Annotated in this window: 11 protein-coding genes; 9 read left to right on the forward strand and 2 right to left on the reverse strand. The window is 61.3% G+C overall.

The window, feature by feature from the left end; translation table 11 throughout:
- Nucleotides 1-780 carry a TetR/AcrR family transcriptional regulator gene (locus JQS30_RS04800; protein ID WP_213172241.1) on the reverse strand — a complete coding sequence of 260 codons (780 nt, stop codon included), beginning with the start codon at nucleotides 778-780 and terminating at the stop codon, nucleotides 1-3.
- A 198-nt stretch (nucleotides 781-978) separates the two neighbouring features.
- Here JQS30_RS04800 and JQS30_RS04805 point away from each other — a divergent pair, with 198 nt between their 5' ends.
- From JQS30_RS04805 to map, 9 genes are all read left to right on the forward strand, one after another.
- Nucleotides 979-3216: an MMPL family transporter gene (locus tag JQS30_RS04805; protein WP_246498060.1), complete on the forward strand. Its 2238-nt coding sequence runs from the start codon at nucleotides 979-981 to the stop codon at nucleotides 3214-3216.
- 239 nt (nucleotides 3217-3455) lie between these two features.
- A complete protein-coding gene (locus JQS30_RS04810) occupies nucleotides 3456-5612 on the forward strand; it encodes an MMPL family transporter (RefSeq protein ID WP_213172242.1) in 2157 nt (718 codons plus the stop codon).
- 92 nt (nucleotides 5613-5704) lie between these two features.
- Nucleotides 5705-6550, forward strand: a complete 846-nt coding sequence (gene purU / locus JQS30_RS04815; protein ID WP_213172243.1) for a formyltetrahydrofolate deformylase — start codon at nucleotides 5705-5707, stop codon at nucleotides 6548-6550.
- Nucleotides 6551-6566: 16 nt separating this feature from the next.
- Nucleotides 6567-6725, forward strand: coding sequence for a hypothetical protein (locus tag JQS30_RS04820; protein ID WP_213172244.1), 159 nt, complete (start codon nucleotides 6567-6569; stop codon nucleotides 6723-6725).
- A 243-nt stretch (nucleotides 6726-6968) separates the two neighbouring features.
- Complete coding sequence (gene dxr / locus JQS30_RS04825; RefSeq protein ID WP_246498061.1) at nucleotides 6969-8165, forward strand: 1-deoxy-D-xylulose-5-phosphate reductoisomerase; 1197 nt, start codon at nucleotides 6969-6971, stop codon at nucleotides 8163-8165.
- 72 nt (nucleotides 8166-8237) lie between these two features.
- The gene (locus JQS30_RS04830; RefSeq protein WP_213172970.1) at nucleotides 8238-9494 is read left to right on the forward strand and encodes a M50 family metallopeptidase; all 1257 of its coding nucleotides are present in this window, start codon (nucleotides 8238-8240) and stop codon (nucleotides 9492-9494) included.
- A 13-nt stretch (nucleotides 9495-9507) separates the two neighbouring features.
- Nucleotides 9508-10677: a flavodoxin-dependent (E)-4-hydroxy-3-methylbut-2-enyl-diphosphate synthase gene (gene ispG / locus JQS30_RS04835; RefSeq protein WP_213172245.1), complete on the forward strand. Its 1170-nt coding sequence runs from the start codon at nucleotides 9508-9510 to the stop codon at nucleotides 10675-10677.
- Between the two features lie 492 nt (nucleotides 10678-11169).
- Nucleotides 11170-11697 (forward strand): hypothetical protein, encoded by a 528-nt coding sequence (locus tag JQS30_RS04840; protein ID WP_213172246.1) that lies wholly within the window; start codon nucleotides 11170-11172, stop codon nucleotides 11695-11697.
- Between the two features lie 797 nt (nucleotides 11698-12494).
- Nucleotides 12495-13394, forward strand: a complete 900-nt coding sequence (map, locus tag JQS30_RS04845; RefSeq protein ID WP_213172247.1) for a type I methionyl aminopeptidase — start codon at nucleotides 12495-12497, stop codon at nucleotides 13392-13394.
- A gap of 98 nt (nucleotides 13395-13492) precedes the next feature.
- Here the strand turns inward: map and JQS30_RS04850 are convergent, their stop codons facing one another.
- A complete protein-coding gene (locus JQS30_RS04850) occupies nucleotides 13493-16249 on the reverse strand; it encodes an FtsX-like permease family protein (RefSeq protein ID WP_213172248.1) in 2757 nt (918 codons plus the stop codon).

Here is a 16249-nt window from a genome sequence, read left to right on the forward strand (position 1 = left end):
TCAGCGTCCCTCGAGGTCGGTGGGGTCGATGCCCATTTGCAGCGCCATGATCTTCATTTCGGCGTCGTAGTATTCGTCGATGTTTTCGCTGATCGGTAGGTGTCCGAAGATTTCCATCGCGATCAGGCCATATATGCGTACCCAATAGGACAAGAACAGGTAGCCAAGGTCGTCTGGCAGGTCGGCCTTGACTTGTTGATTGCACGCTCGGATCTCGGTGCGGAGCCCCTCTGACAGGGGGGGAAACAGCACGTTGACGGTGCGGTGGCGGCCTTCTGCCTTGATCTGCTGGTGGTAGGCGGTTAGTTCCGGGCCGAACATCGACGAAAACTTCAGCGAGGCCTCCATGATTTTCAGCTGGTCGGGCGGTAGCTCACTGGGGTGATCGAAGGTGTAGCACTTCGCTCCGGCCAAATTGGAGGCGAAAATGAGGCTGAACTCCGCGGGGTTTGCCACCGCCCAGTGCCGAAAGGCCCGGATGATGGCAAAGGTGCGCCCTACGTAGTCGTGGGAGGGGAGCGCATCGCGAGCGGCCTCGGCGGTGGCCTGTAGTTCCCCGTAAATGTCGACGCACAGCTGTGCCATGAGCTCGTCGATGCTGGTGAAGTAGCGATAGATGGCTGCGGGGGACATCCCGATGTCGCGGGCGATCGCCCGCAGCGACACACCGCTGGGCCCGGAGTCAAGCAGCTGTGTCCGGGCGCTGCCTTTGATTTCCGCGATGGTGTCGGCCCGCAAACGCTCGCGCCGACTGGGCGTCCCTGGCGTGTCTGAACTCACTCTTCCTCTTCCATATCCAGCTGAAATCACTGTTGACTAATCAAACAGTGTTAGGTTTAGTTAACGGTGTTCGTAAAATATTCACTGATTACATCCTAAGTACTGACCCCGCCGCTGTCCAGACGACTTGGCCGCATCGGCTCACCAACTCGAGTTCGCGCCCGAAGCCACCGCACGAAACGCCCGAGAAAAAGCTTCGTGAGCGCCGAACCGACACCTGAGCCGCCGCGATTCGTTGAGCCGCCGTACGGCGAGCACCACGAGGAGATCATCATGTTTGCCGCCTTGGGCAAAACAGTCATCAAAGTACGCTGGCTCATTGTCGCCATGACCGTCGCCATTTACGCCGTCGGCGCGGCGTGGGGCACCGGGCTGTTCGACGATGTGTCTGACGGAGGCTTCGTCAACCCCGACGCGCCGTCAGTGGTCGCCACCGAACGCATCACCGAAACCTTTGGTAGTCAAGATGCCGACGTCATCGTCCTGTATTCCTCACCTGACCTCACCGTCGAGGACCCGCAGTTCGCTGTCTCGGCATCCGAACAGTTGGACCTCATCGCCGCGCTGCCCGAAGTCTCCAGCGTGACCTCATACTTCAACACTGGCGCCGAGGCGTTCGTGTCAACGGAGGGTAACGCTACCTTTGCCACAATCGGCCTCAGCGGCGGAAGCGAGAACGAGCTCGCCGCGACCTTCGACTCCATCAAACATCACTTTGCCGCCGACGGGCTCGACACCGCGCTAGGTGGAGGAGCTGCGATCTTCCACGACATCAACACTCAAGTCCAAGACGACCTGATCACCGCCGAACTTTTCTCCCTGCCACTCCTGCTACTGATCATGGTGCTTGTCTTCGGCGCCCTGGTGGCCGCGTCCATGCCGCTCATGATCGCCGGAATGGCCATACTCGGCGGCTTTACCGTCACCCGCATCATCGCGCAGTTCACCGATGTGTCGATTTTCGCCGTCAACGTCATCACCATCATCGGTCTGGGCATGTCCATCGACTATTCCCTGTTCGTGCTGAAACGCTTCCGCGAAGAACTGGCCGCCGGACGCGACAAACGCACCGCTGTCCTCAACACGGTTGCCACCGCCGGCCGCACCGTCGGCGTCTCCGGGCTCATCATCATCTTGAGCATGGTCGGGTTGCTGTTCGTGCCCCTGCCATTCCTGCACGGCATCGCCTATGGAGTCATGGCCGCCGTTGGAGTCGCCATGCTCGGCGCGATGGTCGTCCTCCCCGCCGTGCTCTATCTCTTGGGACACCGTGTCGACAAACTCGCCTTCCCCTGGACCAATAAGAAACGCGCCACCGACACTGGTTTCTGGTCACGCGTGGGAGATGTGGTCATGCGCCGACCCGTGTTCGTACTCGTCGGTGTCACCGCGCTGCTGGCACTCATGGCCTCGCCAGTGCTGTCGGCGGCCTTCGGAGGCGTCGACGAACGAGTGCTACCGGCGGGAACCGAATCCCGTACCGTCACCGAGACCCTCGCCTCGGACTTCCCCGGCGGGCACCTGAACCAGATGTCGGTCATGCTCGATGGTGGGACAGAAAATATCCTCGACCAGGCAGTCCACGAGATCAGCCTGCTACGCGGTGTCCACTCCGTGCAGCCGGTCAACGGCAACGGCGAGGCCACCCTCCTGCAAGTCTCCTACGACCTCGACCCATTCAGTGCCCAAGCGCGCGACCTGGCCTCGGACCTGCGTGAGCTGGACCTGGCCGGGACCGAGGTCATCGTGGCCGGGGGACCCGCCGAACTGACCGACACCTTCGAGGACATCCTCGACAACCTGCCATACATGGCCGCCTACGTCGTCGGCATCACCATGTTGCTGCTGTTCTTCGCATTCGGTTCCATCATCTTGCCGATCAAAGCCGTGCTGATGAACTTCATCTCCCTAGCCGCCGCGATCGGTGTGGTGGTGTGGATCTTCCAAGACGGCAACCTGTCGACCATGCTGGGCTTCGATGCCTCCGGCTACCTGGAACCATCCAACATCATTCTCATGGCCGTGATCCTGTTCGCTCTGTCGACCGACTATGAGGTCTTCCTGCTGTCCCGGGTCCGGGAGGAGTGGGACAACGGGGCCGACAATCGTACCGCCGTGCTGCGGGCCATGCAGCGCACCGGAGGCATCATCACCGCCGCCGCCGCAGTGCTCATCGTCGTCGTTGGAGCGATCACCTTCTCTGGCGTCGTCTTCATGAAGATGCTGGGTCTGGGCATGGCGTTGGCGATCTTCCTGGACGCGACGGTGGTGCGGATGCTGCTGGTGCCCTCGACGATGCGCCTGCTGGGGCGCGCCAACTGGTGGGTGCCCGGCCCACTGGCGAAGTTGTATGCGAAATACGGCCTGAAGGAAGGGCCTGACGCGCCCATACCAAGCCAAGAAGGGAAACCAGAGCTCGTCTCCTCGCGACGATAGAGCCGAGGCGACCAGCTCAGCCCGCTGGTGGGACGTTGACCTCTGGGAACGTCCCACCAGCGGTGAGCCTTCGGAGGGTTCGGATCACGCCTCAATGCGGCCCAGTGCTGTGCGGGATTGAGGCGAGGCGGTAGTAGCCTAAACCCGCTCCATACTTTCCGACGGACCCTCACTTTGAGGAGTTGGCGCAAAGTTGGGGCGCGCCATTTCGCCGCGACCGCGCGTTAGGAGTCCCCACAGTGTTTCGTTGGCTGGGTACCACCATCATTAAGACTCGGTGGTTCATCGTCGCCGCGCTCGTGGCGATTTATGCGGTCGGCGCCGCATGGGGTACCGGTGTCTTCGACGACCTGGCCGATGGCGGCTTCGTCAACCCCGATGCCCCGTCCGTGGTCACCTCCGCCGACATCGAGGAGCGTTTTGGTCATAACGGCGCCGAAGTGTTGATCTTGTACTCGCACGCTGAATTGACCGTCGACGATGACGAATTCGCCGCCGCCGTCACCTCATCAGTAGATGAAGTCGCGGCGTTGAGCCCCGTCTCCAGCGCCACCTCTTATTTCAACACCGGCCTGGATCAATTCGTCTCCACTGACCGTCACTCCACGTTCGTGGCCGTCGAATTCCACAGCTCCGATGAAGACGGAATGCTCAGCGACTTCCGGCTCGTTGAGGAGGTCGCCCCAGCCGAAGGAGTGACGACGCAGCTGGGCGGCCCGGCCGCCATGTTCTCCGAAATCGGCGACACCGTCAAAAACGACCTGATCATAGCCGAGATCATCTCGCTGCCCCTGTTGTTGATCATAATGGTGCTGGTCTTCGGTGCGGTCGTAGCCGCCCTGATGCCCATGATCATTGCCGGGATGGCGATTCTCGGTGGCCTCGCCATCACCCGCGTGCTCACCTACTTCGTCGATGTGTCGGTGTTCGCCGTCAATGTCATCACCATCATCGGTCTGGGCATGTCCATCGACTATTGCCTATTCGTTCTGCGCCGCTTCCGCGAAGAGCTGGCCGCCGGACGCGACAAACGCACCGCTGTCCTCAACACGGTTGCCACCGCCGGCCGCACCGTCGGTGTCTCCGGGCTCATCATCGTGCTGTGTATGGCGGGCCTGCTCTTCATTCCGCTGCCATTCCTGCACGGCATCGCCTATGGAGTCATGGCCGCCGTCGGCGTGGCGATGCTGGGCGCGATGGTGGTGCTCCCGGCGATGCTCTACCTCTTGGGACATCGCATCGACAAGCTGAAGGTATTGCGCAAACAGGAGAAGCGTTCAGGTGGCGACAGCGAGGGCTTCTGGTACCGGGTCGGATCGGCGGTCATGGCCCGGCCCATCCTCGTGCTCGTGGCCGTCGCCCTCGGGCTGGGCGCGCTGGCGATCCCGGCGTTCAACGCCTCCTTCGGCGGCGTCAACGAAACCACTTTGCCCCCCGGTTCGGAACCGCGCCTCGTCATCGAGACGCTCAGAGAAGACTTCCCCGGTCAGGAAAATGAAGTCTCCACCGTCATGGTGGAGGTCGAATCCGATGCCGTCCTCGAACAGGTCCTCGCGGGTCTAAGGGCCGTCTCCAATGTCGAGGACGTCGTTCGCATTGATACGACTGAGACGCACACGCTCTTCGAGGTCGGCTATGAGGTCGACTCGTTTAGCCCCGAAGCCCGCCACATCGTGCACGACATCCGCGACCTGGACATCGCCGGTGCCCAACTGGAAGTCACCGGCGAGACCGCCTACCTGGTCGACATGCTCGCCGACATCCGCGATAACGTCCCGGCGCTGGTCATCTACATCGCCGTGGTCACCTTCATACTGTTGTTCCTGGCCTTCGGTTCGATCATCCTGCCGATCAAGGCGATCCTGATGAACCTACTGTCCTTGGGCGCGTGCATCGGCATCGTCGTGTGGATCTTCCAATACGGCAACCTGTCCGGAATCCTGTTCTTTGAGGCCACCGGCTACATCGACCCGACGAACCTGATCTTGATGCTGGTGATCCTGTTCGCTCTGTCGACCGACTATGAGGTCTTCCTCCTGTCGCGCGCCCGGGAGGAGTGGGACAACGGGGCCGACAATCGTACCGCCGTGCTGCGGGCCATGCAGCGCACCGGAGGCATCATCACCGCCGCCGCGATCATCCTCATAGTCGTCGTCGGGGCCTTCTCGCTATCCAGCATCGTCATGATGAAGATGGTCGGTGTCGGTATGGCCGTCGCCATCTTCCTGGACGCGACGGTGGTGCGGATGCTGCTGGTGCCCTCGACGATGCGCCTGCTGGGGCGCGCCAACTGGTGGGTGCCCGGCCCACTGGCGAAGCTCTACTCCAGCTATGGCCTCGAACGCTCCGCGAAAGCAGACGCTGAGAAGCCGACCTCGACGAAAGCCGCAGACTGACCGCAAAAGCCTTTGCCGGCGAATACTCCCACAGGTGAGGATGAAATCACCGCCGGTGATACTGGCAGACCGCAGCCAGTATCATTCAATCGATGACGCGCGAATACATCCTCACCCTCTCCTGTGACGACCGGCTGGGCATTGTCTATGCCGTCTCCGGCTACCTGACCCGCCGGGCTGGCAACATCGAGGACTCTCAGCAGTTCTCCGACTCCTCCACCTCCCGATTCTTCATGCGCGTCAAATTTTCCTCGCAGGCCAGCCGGGACGAGCTGGCCGTGGGATTCGCCGAGATTGCCCGCGAATTCGGGATGGAGTGGCAACTAGTCGACCGCCAAGACAGGCCCCGGGTGCTCATCATGGCCTCCAAACAGGGCCATTGCCTCAACGATCTGCTCTACCGATTCCGCATCGGCGCGTTGCGCGGCGAAGTGGGGGCCGTGGTGTCCAACCATGCCGATTGGAGAGGATTGGCCGAAGCCGCCGACGTTCCCTTCCACCACCTCAGCATCACGCCCCAGAACAAGGATGACCAAGAACGCCGACTACTCGACTTGGTCACCCAACACCGGGTCGACGTGGTGGTCCTGGCTCGTTACATGCAGATCTTGTCCAACTCCGTCTGCGAGAAGCTACCCGGCCGCATTATCAACATCCACCATTCCTTTCTCCCCAGCTTCAAGGGCGCGCGGCCCTACCACCAGGCATTCGACCGAGGTGTCAAGCTCATCGGGGCCACGTGCCACTACGTCACCGCCGACCTGGACGAAGGCCCAATCATCGAGCAGGAGGTCACTCGCGTCGACCACGCCATGACCCCCGCCGACCTCGCCGCCGCCGGACATGACCTCGAAAACGCCGTCCTCGCCCGCGGCCTCGCCGCCCACCTGGACGGTCGCATCATCCTCAACGGCTCGAAAACTGTCGTCTTCCGCTAAGTCAGCCACCTGGCCCTTGTCACCACGACTCGGCAACATTCGTCCCATAACCCTGCCAAGGGAGCGCATAAGCCTCTACGGGTCAGATATGGGAAAGGTCGAGATCACTGATCTGCCCGCAGAAGTCTTCGCGCTGCTGAAGAAGCGTGCCACGATGGCCGACATGACCGTGTGAGATTATCTGCGGGAGCTCGTCGTGGCGCAGACGCGTTTCAGCCTCGCCTCGCTGGCCGACCGGACCTGGGAGTTTCGCCACACCTTCAACCCATACAACGCCACCTCGTACTGGCCGAGGAACTCCAGTTCCCACTCGTCACCACCGACAGCAAGCCGCACGCTCCAGATATTCACAGTGCCGCAGTCGAGTTACGCGACATAGCCAAATGGCGCTCCAAATAGCGTCATTGATAATGGGGGCGTGAATCCTCGCAATATCGTCCTCCTCGGCTCCACTGGCTCCATTGGCACCCAAGCCATCGATGTCGCCCGGCGCAACCCCGACACTCTCAACATCGTCGGCATCGGCGCAGGTGGCAACAACCCAAAGCTGCTGGCCCAACAAGCGGTTAGCCTCGATGTCGACGTCGTCGCCATCGCCGACTCCCGAGCTTTCGAAGACCTCCAGCTGCACCTGTACGCCGAAGCCAAGAGACGCGACTACGCGGCCGGTCAATTCCGCATGCCGAAAATTCTCGCTGGTCCCTCGGCAATGGCAGAACTCGCCGCTTGGCCCGCCCACAGTGTCCTCAACGGCATGAGTGGCTCCATTGGACTCGCCCCGACTCTGGCCGCCCTCAAAGCAGGCAGTCAACTCATCCTCGCCAATAAGGAATCCCTTGTCGCCGGGGGGCCACTGGTGCGCGCCGTGGCGCAAAGCGGACAAATAGTGCCAGTGGACTCCGAACACTCCGCCTTGGCCCAATGCCTGCGGGCCGGGCGAGACGACCAGGTCGCCCGCCTCGTTCTCACTGCCTCCGGGGGGCCCTTCCGAGGCCGCAGCCGCAGCCAACTGGGCGAAGTAACCCTCAACGACGCCCTAGCGCATCCGACCTGGGACATGGGGCCAGTGGTCACCATTAACTCCGCCACCATGGTCAACAAAGCCCTCGAAGTCATCGAAGCGGCCGAAATGTTCGGTTTCGACTACGACGACATAGACGTAGTCGTTCATCCTCAGTCGATCATCCACTCCATGGTCGAATTCGTCGACGGCTCCACCATCGCCCAGGCCTCCCCACCCGACATGCGCCTGCCCATCGCCCACGCGCTAGCCTGGCCCGACCGTCTTGCCGAGGCCGCACCCCCAGTCGACTGGTCGAAAGCGCACACCTGGACGTTCCAGCCGCTAGATCACGAGGCCTTTCCCGCAGTGGGACTAGCCAAAGCCGCAGGCAAAGCTGGCGGAACCCTACCGGCCATCTACAACGCCGCGAATGAAGAGGCAGTGGCCGCCTTCCGGGAATCCCGTCTGCCATTCCTGGGCATCGTCGACACCATCGACACTGTCCTCGCCGCAGCGCCCGACTTTGGGCAACCGGGTACAGTCGAAGCGATACTAGAGGCGGAATCGTGGGCCCGCAGCCGCGCCCGTGAGGTAGTTTCAGACCTGTCATGACCGCTGTAGCCACGGCGGGGACCCGTGGACACTCGGCATTCGCCCCTTCCTTGACCAAGGAGCACATCGTTGCTGGCTTACACCATCGGCATCATCCTGTTCGCCCTCGCGATCCTCATTTCGGTGAGTCTTCACGAGGCCGGACACATGCTCACCGCCAAGGCCTTCAAAATGAAGGTCACCCGTTACTTTGTCGGGTTCGGACCCACCCTGTGGTCCTTTCACCGGGGCGAGACCGAATACGGCCTTAAGGGCATCCCGCTGGGCGGATTCGTCAAGATCACCGGAATGACACCTCTCGATGAAGAAGAAGAGAGCCTGTCGGAAAAGGACAAGAAACGCGTCTTTTGGCGTAAGCCACTGTGGCAGCGCACCACGGTCCTAGCCGCTGGTTCCATCACCCACTTCATTCTGGCGTTTGTCATCTTGTGGGTTCTGGTGTCCTTCATCGGCATCGCCAACCCGGCACTAGCCGATCAAATCGAAGAGTCGCAAGAGACCGCGACGGTGGCCGTCGCCCCATGCATCCCGCCTGAGGACGCGACGGGCACCTACGAGTGCACTGCCGAGGACGAACCCAGTCCAGCCGCCGCCGCAGGTTTGCGCGATGGCGACGAGATCACCGGCATCGCCGGAGCGACCGTGACCGATTGGGATTCGCTGTTGGAGACCGTCTCCGGTCTCCAACCGGATGAAGAGGTCGAAATCACCATCCGGCGCGACACCGGTATCACCACCCTTGACATCACGCCGTACTCGGCGAGTGTGCCAATGGAGGACGGTTCGACCACCGAGGTCACACGCATCGGCGTTAGTGTGTATGTGGACCGATCGCTGGACCCGGTCGTCACCTATGGGCCAATCAGCGGAGTTGGCCAGAGCTTTGTGGTCACCGGCAACCTGTTCACCGCCACTTTTGAGGCACTGATCACACTGCCGACGAAGATCCCGGATCTGTGGAACTCGGTTTTCGGAGCGGAGCGACCTGACGACACCCCGGTCAGCGTGGTGGGGGCCTCGCGCCTTGGCGGTGAGATGGTGCAGTTCGACCAGTGGGCCATGTTCTTTATGCTGGTTGTGGTCCTGAACTATTTTGTCGGCATCTTCAACTTGTTGCCGCTGCTGCCGCTGGATGGCGGGCATATCGCGATCGCCTGGTACGAGAGGGCCCGCTCCTGGCTAGCGGCGCGGCGGGGAAAGCCCGACCCGGGCCGAGTGGATTACTTGAAGCTCATGCCGCTGACCTACGCTGTACTGGTGGTGCTCGGTGGTTTCATGCTTCTCACCATCACCGCGGACATCGTGAATCCGATCAGACTCTTCAACTAGGTATGTTTCATATATGACTGCTGTAAATCTTGGGATTCCCTCCGCCGCTCCGCCTCCGTTGGCTCAGCGGCGGCCAACACGGCAACTCAATGTCGGAGGGGTGCTAGTCGGCGGTGGGGCACCAGTGAGCGTGCAGTCCATGACCACGACCCGCACGTCCGACATCAACGCGACGCTGCAGCAGATCGCCGAGCTGACGGCCTCCGGTTGCCAGATTGTGCGCGTGGCGGTCCCGACCAATGACGATGCCGACGCGCTGCCAGCTATCGCGAAGAAATCGCAGATTCCGGTTATCGCGGACATTCACTTTCAGCCCAAGTATGTATTCGCCGCGATCGACGCCGGTTGCGCGGCGGTGCGCGTCAACCCGGGCAATATCAAGAAGTTCGACGATAAGGTCGGTGAGATCGCCAAGGCCGCCACGGAGGCGGGAACTCCGATTCGGATCGGCGTCAATGCCGGCTCCTTGGATAAGCGGTTGTTGGAAAAGTATGGCAAGCCCACCGCTGAAGCTCTGGTTGAGTCGGCTCTGTGGGAATGCTCGCTATTCGAAGAGCATGGCTTCGGCGACATCAAGATCTCCGTGAAGCACAACGACCCGGTGGTCATGGTGCGCGCCTATCGGCTGCTTTCCCAACAGTGCGACTACCCGCTTCATTTGGGCGTCACCGAGGCTGGCCCCGCCTTCCAGGGCACTATCAAATCCGCCGCTGCCTTCGGAGCTTTGCTGTCGGAAGGGATTGGCGACACCATTCGCGTCTCGTTGTCGGCCCCTCCGGTTGAGGAGATCAAGGTCGGCACGCAGATTCTGGAGTCCTTGGGGCTGCGCGAACGGGGTCTGGAGATCGTTTCGTGTCCCTCGTGCGGACGTGCGCAGGTCGATGTTTACAAGCTGGCCGAAGAGGTCACCGCCGGGCTGGAGGGCCTGCCGGTGCCGTTGCGGGTGGCGGTTATGGGATGCGTGGTCAACGGCCCAGGTGAGGCTCGAGAGGCTGACCTTGGGGTCGCCAGCGGGAATGGCAAAGGGCAAATCTTTGTCAAGGGTGAGGTCATTCGGACAGTGCCCGAATCACAAATTGTGGAGACGCTTATCGAGGAGGCTGTGCGTATAGCCGACCAGATGGGTGCGGATCTGCCAGATGAGCTCAAGGAGCTGGTGGGGCCGACTGTCACGGTTCACTAGGCCGCCTCCGCTTTTTATCAGCTTTTCGAAGGGCCGCCGGCATTTGTCGGCGGCCCTTCGACGTGTGGTTTTCGATGGGGTTCTTCCCGGGCGCGTGTGTCTGTAGTGGCATGTGTGACTCAGTCCGATTCTTGACAACCGGCCTGAGGTGTCATCAAGGCGACATCCTGCGGTCGGCTTCTGTGGTGTGCTGAATGGGTGCCAGGTAGCTGCCGCGACGTTCCATGAAGGTGGAAATCTCTCATGATGGGGGATTGCGCTGGTGTGTCAACGCGCGGTAGGTACTGCTCGAACTGTCATAATTCCGACAAAATACGTATAAGCCCAGAATGCGGGGCATATCGAGTGGCAGCGGAGTGTGGAAATCAGCAGACACGCTCTCGTCGGCCCGCCGATAATGTTCCCGGCGGCCGCAAATGGTGACAGGACCTTCCGCACCAGCGCGGGCGCACGGTGTACCGCTATCTCACAATGCGAGGGGAGTCCACCACCATGGGGAGGATCGTCCGAAACGTCTCTGACGGGGTGACAAAGTACTACTGGTATCCCGGTGAGAAAGGTGACTGGGTCAAGGCCGCGATAACCGTGGTCGGGGGCGCCGCAGTCTTCGCCCTCTCTTTCGTCGCCTTCCACAACAGCTTGATATCAGCCGTGCTGTCCGCATCGGTGGTCTTGGGACTCGGTGGGGTCTACTTGGGGCGTTCCGACGCCGCGGGGCTCAGCAAGTTCCACGACCCAACCTCAGAACGCCGCGAAGCCATGGCCGATTCCGCCCACGCCGCCTGGCGTGGAACCCTGATGGGTTTTGCCTCAGCTGGGGCCGCCATCTTCGTCCTCAACATGCCTCATGACGGCTTCCTCAGCAACTGGGTGTTGCCGATCGTGCCGTCGGTCGTCGGAGCGATCGCGCACTCAGCGGGCATGATCTATGAGCGCATGAACCAAGCCGGGCAGGCCGAAGCCGAACCGCCTCCAGCTGAGGTCGAAGCCGCCAAGGAGCTGGAAAAAGAACCGGCCTAGGTGATAGGCCAGCTGTGCCGCTTAGAGCTCCTATCAGGTTTGTTTCCGTGGCGAGGATGGTGTGCTGTCAGTGCGTGGGGAGGCGGAGGCCCTTGTTCATACCCAGCGGGTATGGGCAAGGGCCGACAACGCGGCCAGGCGCGACATCACTCCACCGCAGTAGGAAGAGAAACCTGATAGGAGCTCTTAGGGCGGCGAGATTAAGGAGCCGACGCGAAGCTACTGCACACCGCCGTGGTTGGGTCTGGCGGGGCGCTCGACCGTGTGAGGTGTCGCAAGTACACGGGAGCGAGTTTCGCGTCGGCTCGGCTTGGAATCGGCCCTCTCACCAGGCCAGTGCCCGGAGTTGACGTGCTCTGTGGCGATTGCGGTGGGAGAGTAGCCAATGGATGCCAAGCCACATATGAATTTGTCGCCCTCTGGCGGGCAGTGCTCGCACATACACCGTGCCGCAACGGATCAAAGGCCTCAGGGAAGTGATGTCGCCGCATCTCCTGTGGGGTCAGGTCGGTTCACCGTGAGCCTGCGGATGGGGTTTTTCTCATCATGCGCTTCGCAAAGATCATTGGCAAGAGGGTTTCGCGGCCAAGTCTCGAAAAAGGCGCAAAGTCGTGCATATGGACACCGTGCGGAAGGCGGTGGATATCGTCAGTGGAACAACCCGACGCCACGGTGATTCGGGGCGGAATCCACCACGATGACGCGGCGTTAGGCCTGCCTAGGGCCGTTATAGAAGGTGAGCCAGATTTCACCCCGCCATTGATCACCTCGGGCGCCCTCCCGTTAGGCTTGACCGCATGAGTGTAAGAGCCCCATTGAAGCCAGGAAAGCAAACGCCGCGCCGCGCAGTGCCCGAGCACATTGCGCGCCCCGAATACGTGGGTAAGAGCGGGCCGCAGCCCTTCCAGGGCTCCGAGATCAAGAGCGCCGACGTCATCGAGCGAATGCGCATCGCCGGCCAGTTGGCCGCCGATGCCCTCATCGAGGTCGAGAAAGCCGTCGCACCCGGCGTGACCACCGATGAGCTGGACCGCGTGTGTCACGAATTCCTGTGCGACCACGGGGCATATCCGTCCACTTTGGGGTACAAGGGTTATCCCAAATCCTGCTGCACCTCTGTCAACGAAGTCATCTGTCACGGGATTCCCGACTCGACAGTGTTGCAAGACGGTGACATCGTCAATGTCGACATCACCGCCTACCTCAATGGCGTGCATGGAGATAACAACGCGACCTTCCTGGTGGGGGATGTAGACGAAGAGGTGCGTCTATTGGTGGAACGCACCTATGCGGCCACGATGCGCGGCATCAAAGCCGTGCGACCCGGCCGAATGCTCAACACCGTCGGCCGCGTCATCGAGTCGTACGCGAAACGCTTTGACTATGGAGTCGTCCGCCAGTTCACCGGCCACGGAATCGGCGAATCGTTCCACTCGGGTCTCTATGTGCCCCATTACGACAACCCGTCGTTGGACACCGTGATCGAGGCCGGAATGACCTTCACCATCGAGCCGATGATCAATTTGGGGGTGGCCGAACACCACATGTGGAACGACGGCTGGACAGCCGTGACCCGGGATGGGAAATGGACCGCACAGTTCGAGCACACCTTGTTGGTGACTGAAGACGGGTTCGAACTGTTGACCATGCCCAGTGGGGGAGCGCCCTCGGCTGGCACGCCAGAGAAATTTCGATAGTCGCCTCGAATCGACCGCATGACAGTGTTGGGGCCGCCTCGGCGGCCCCAACACTGTTGGTGGACGGGTGTCGTCCTGGTTTCAAGTAAGGAACTAGGTCAGTCGGCTCGGCGTTCCTCGGAGGGAAGCCGCGATCGGGTGAACGTCCCGGTGATGAGCATGGCCATGATCGGCAGCACGATGAGCGCGAGCACAAGGAACAGCCACGGCATAGCGAAATCGTGGGTCGTTTCGATCGGGTAAGCCGTCCTGATATTGCGATTAAGCGCCGCGATGATGACGGCAAAGATGCCCACTCCCGCTACTACTCCCAAGATCGATCCCAGGATGGAAATAACGCCCGCCTGCCACAGGGAAAGCTTGCGCCGTAGCCCAGGGGTCGCGCCCACCGCGCCCAGTGTCCGCAAGTCGCGGCGGGATTCCGCCGCCACCAGACCGGTAGCCACCAGGGTCGCACCCAACGCCACGATGAGGGTGATGATGGCGATGGCCCACATGATGATGAGTTCCTCATCCAAGGGAGCGTCGTAGGCCGGATGCACCGAAATGGTGGCTCGGTCCGCAACATCGTCGAAACTGGAATAGCCCAAGTTCATCACGTAGGAGTTGAGGGCTTGCCGGACCGAGTCGTCAATCTCGGTGTCGGTAAACACCGCGAACTGTTGGTGCAATCTGAGCTGGAAGCCGTCGGAAGTCAACTCCTCGATCATCGCGGAGGGGACGAGGACTTGGTGATACTCGATGGCGTCGCCCAGCGCGATCGCCCGAACCGATATCTCGTCAATCGAATCGGCTTTATCTCCATGTTCTTGGTAGCGGTCGACGCTGAAGGTGACATTCCCATCCGCGTCGATATCGAGTTCGTCGGGTACTGCCACGGCACCCGCCTCCATGGCGCTCCACGTGCTGTCGAGCTCGTCTCCGGCAAGGCCCGACAGCGCGCTTAGCCCTTCCTTGTCTTCGACATAACGCAGTGATGTGTAGTCCAGAAAGTAGGTGTACAGGGTGGCTACACACAGAGGATGGTCCAAGGCGGCGAGTTGATCCTCTTGACTCAAGTCGCGCTGGCCGTCATAGGGACACACATTGGCCTCGGGCCGCTTGATATCGAAATCGCAGTGGACATCATCCTCGCTGAGGCAATTAATCAGGTGGATCGGGTGGATGCTGGGACCAGCGACGTATTCGTCAAGCCCAGCCACGAAGTCGGTTTGCGCCTGGGAGGTTTGTTCGGTTTCGAGTTCGGGTTCGGCAGCCGAGGAGTAAATGCTGTACTCAAAGTCAGCATGGTGAGTTTGGGACGCCCGAAAGTCGGTGTAACCAGGGAACGTCAACGCGTACATGGTGATGGCGATGCCCGCAGCGACCACAGCCATGACCGCAGCGACAGCCGGTGCGGTGGCCGAGCGGTTGCGGCCCGCGTCGCGCAAGGCGATGCGCGGGGCCAGCGACAGCCTCGAACCCAGCTTGGAGATTCCCGCGATGATGATTGAGGTGCACAGCACCAGGCCGATCTGGAACAGCGCCACCACGGCGAGGACCACAGCCGGGCCCTGCTTGAGCGCCCCGAGCACGATGAAGGCCACAGCGAGGCCGATGAGGATGAGTCCGATGATGGGCCAGCGTTTGCGGGCCTTGCCCAATGAACGGCGTCCGGTCAGTGCCGCGACGACGTCGACCTTTGCGGCGCTATGGGCGGCCACGAGGGAAGCCAACAGTCCGGTTCCCACCGCGACTAGGGCGACAACGATGTGGAACGTGGGCCAGGCGCTAAATGAGGATGCACGGTGCCCAGCAATCATTTCGGCTAGCGGCATAGTGACCGCAGCGAGCCCGACTCCCAGCGCGATTCCACCGATTGCCGCTAGAGCTCCCAGCGCGATCCCTCCGGACAGCACAACATTGCGGATCTGGCCTGGGGTGGCACCGTTGGCCGACAGCATGGCGAAGTCGCGCATTCGACGTTTGGCGCTAATGGCGAAGGCCGGTCCCGCCAAGAGCACTATTTGCAGGATGATGATGCCGACCAGCAGCGCCAGTACTGATATCGCCTCGTTGGACGAGGAACTGTCCATCATGGATGCCTCTGAGGGCAGGTGCGCCATCGAGGGCGCGTAGACGGTCATCCCGGCGGCATTCAAGTCCTCGACGTGGCTGCGAGTGAGGTCGCTCGGAAGGCTGACCAGCCATGATGTGGCTTCGTGTTCGGTGTGGCCGGGAATGACGGCGAAGGTGTCGTTGATGTGGCGGGGGTGTTCGACTATGGCGGCCACCCGATGCAAAACGAAGTCAGTATCGTCCATGACCGAAAGTTCGTCGCCAACCTTGAGGTCAAATGAGGAGGCCATGGCTGTACTGATGGCGGCCTCGCCGCTGGCGGGGGTTTTGCCATCCCTGTAAGTGAACACGCCCTTGATGAGGGGGTCGTTCATGTCGAAGCCACTGATGGGCACGGTGGCTACGCCGTCGGTGGTTTCGATATTGGAAAGATTGCTGTAGGCGACATTGATGCTGAAAGGAGTCGCGCTGGCGCCTGCGGGCAGAACGTCGAGGGGATGGGTGATGCCGCTGGGGGTTTCGTCGGAGGTTGTCTCCCAGTGAATGTATTGGGAGTCGAAGCTCTTTTGCTCCAGTGGAGATTCCGATACCAAGTGAACGTAGGCGTCGGCTTCGTGACCGACGTGTTGGTGGGCGCGGTCGGTGTCGCTCGATTCTAGGGATGAGTAGACCGTTGCCCCGTAGGAGACTCCGATAATGGGCAGTGCCAGGAGCACTGCTGCCAGGATCGAGCGTCCCAGGTTGTGTTTGATGTCGCGCCAGGCTAGGCGGTACGACAGGCGGATTCGGGTCAGCAT

It is taken from the genome of Natronoglycomyces albus (genome assembly GCF_016925535.1).
In the GTDB taxonomy this organism is placed as follows: Bacteria; Actinomycetota; Actinomycetes; order Mycobacteriales; family Micromonosporaceae; genus Natronoglycomyces; species Natronoglycomyces albus.

Bases quoted from the DNA above. Each gene is read 5' to 3' on its own strand.
- ispG (WP_213172245.1), top strand. From the start codon at position 9,508: ATGACTGCTGTAAATCTTGGGATTCCCTCCGCCGCTCCGCCTCCGTTG.
- map (WP_213172247.1), top strand. From the start codon at position 12,495: ATGAGTGTAAGAGCCCCATTGAAGCCAGGAAAGCAAACGCCGCGCCGC.
- purU (WP_213172243.1), top strand. From the start codon at position 5,705: ATGACGCGCGAATACATCCTCACCCTCTCCTGTGACGACCGGCTGGGC.
- JQS30_RS04840 (WP_213172246.1), top strand. From the start codon at position 11,170: ATGGGGAGGATCGTCCGAAACGTCTCTGACGGGGTGACAAAGTACTAC.
- JQS30_RS04850 (WP_213172248.1), bottom strand. From the start codon at position 16,249: ATGCTGACCCGAATCCGCCTGTCGTACCGCCTAGCCTGGCGCGACATC.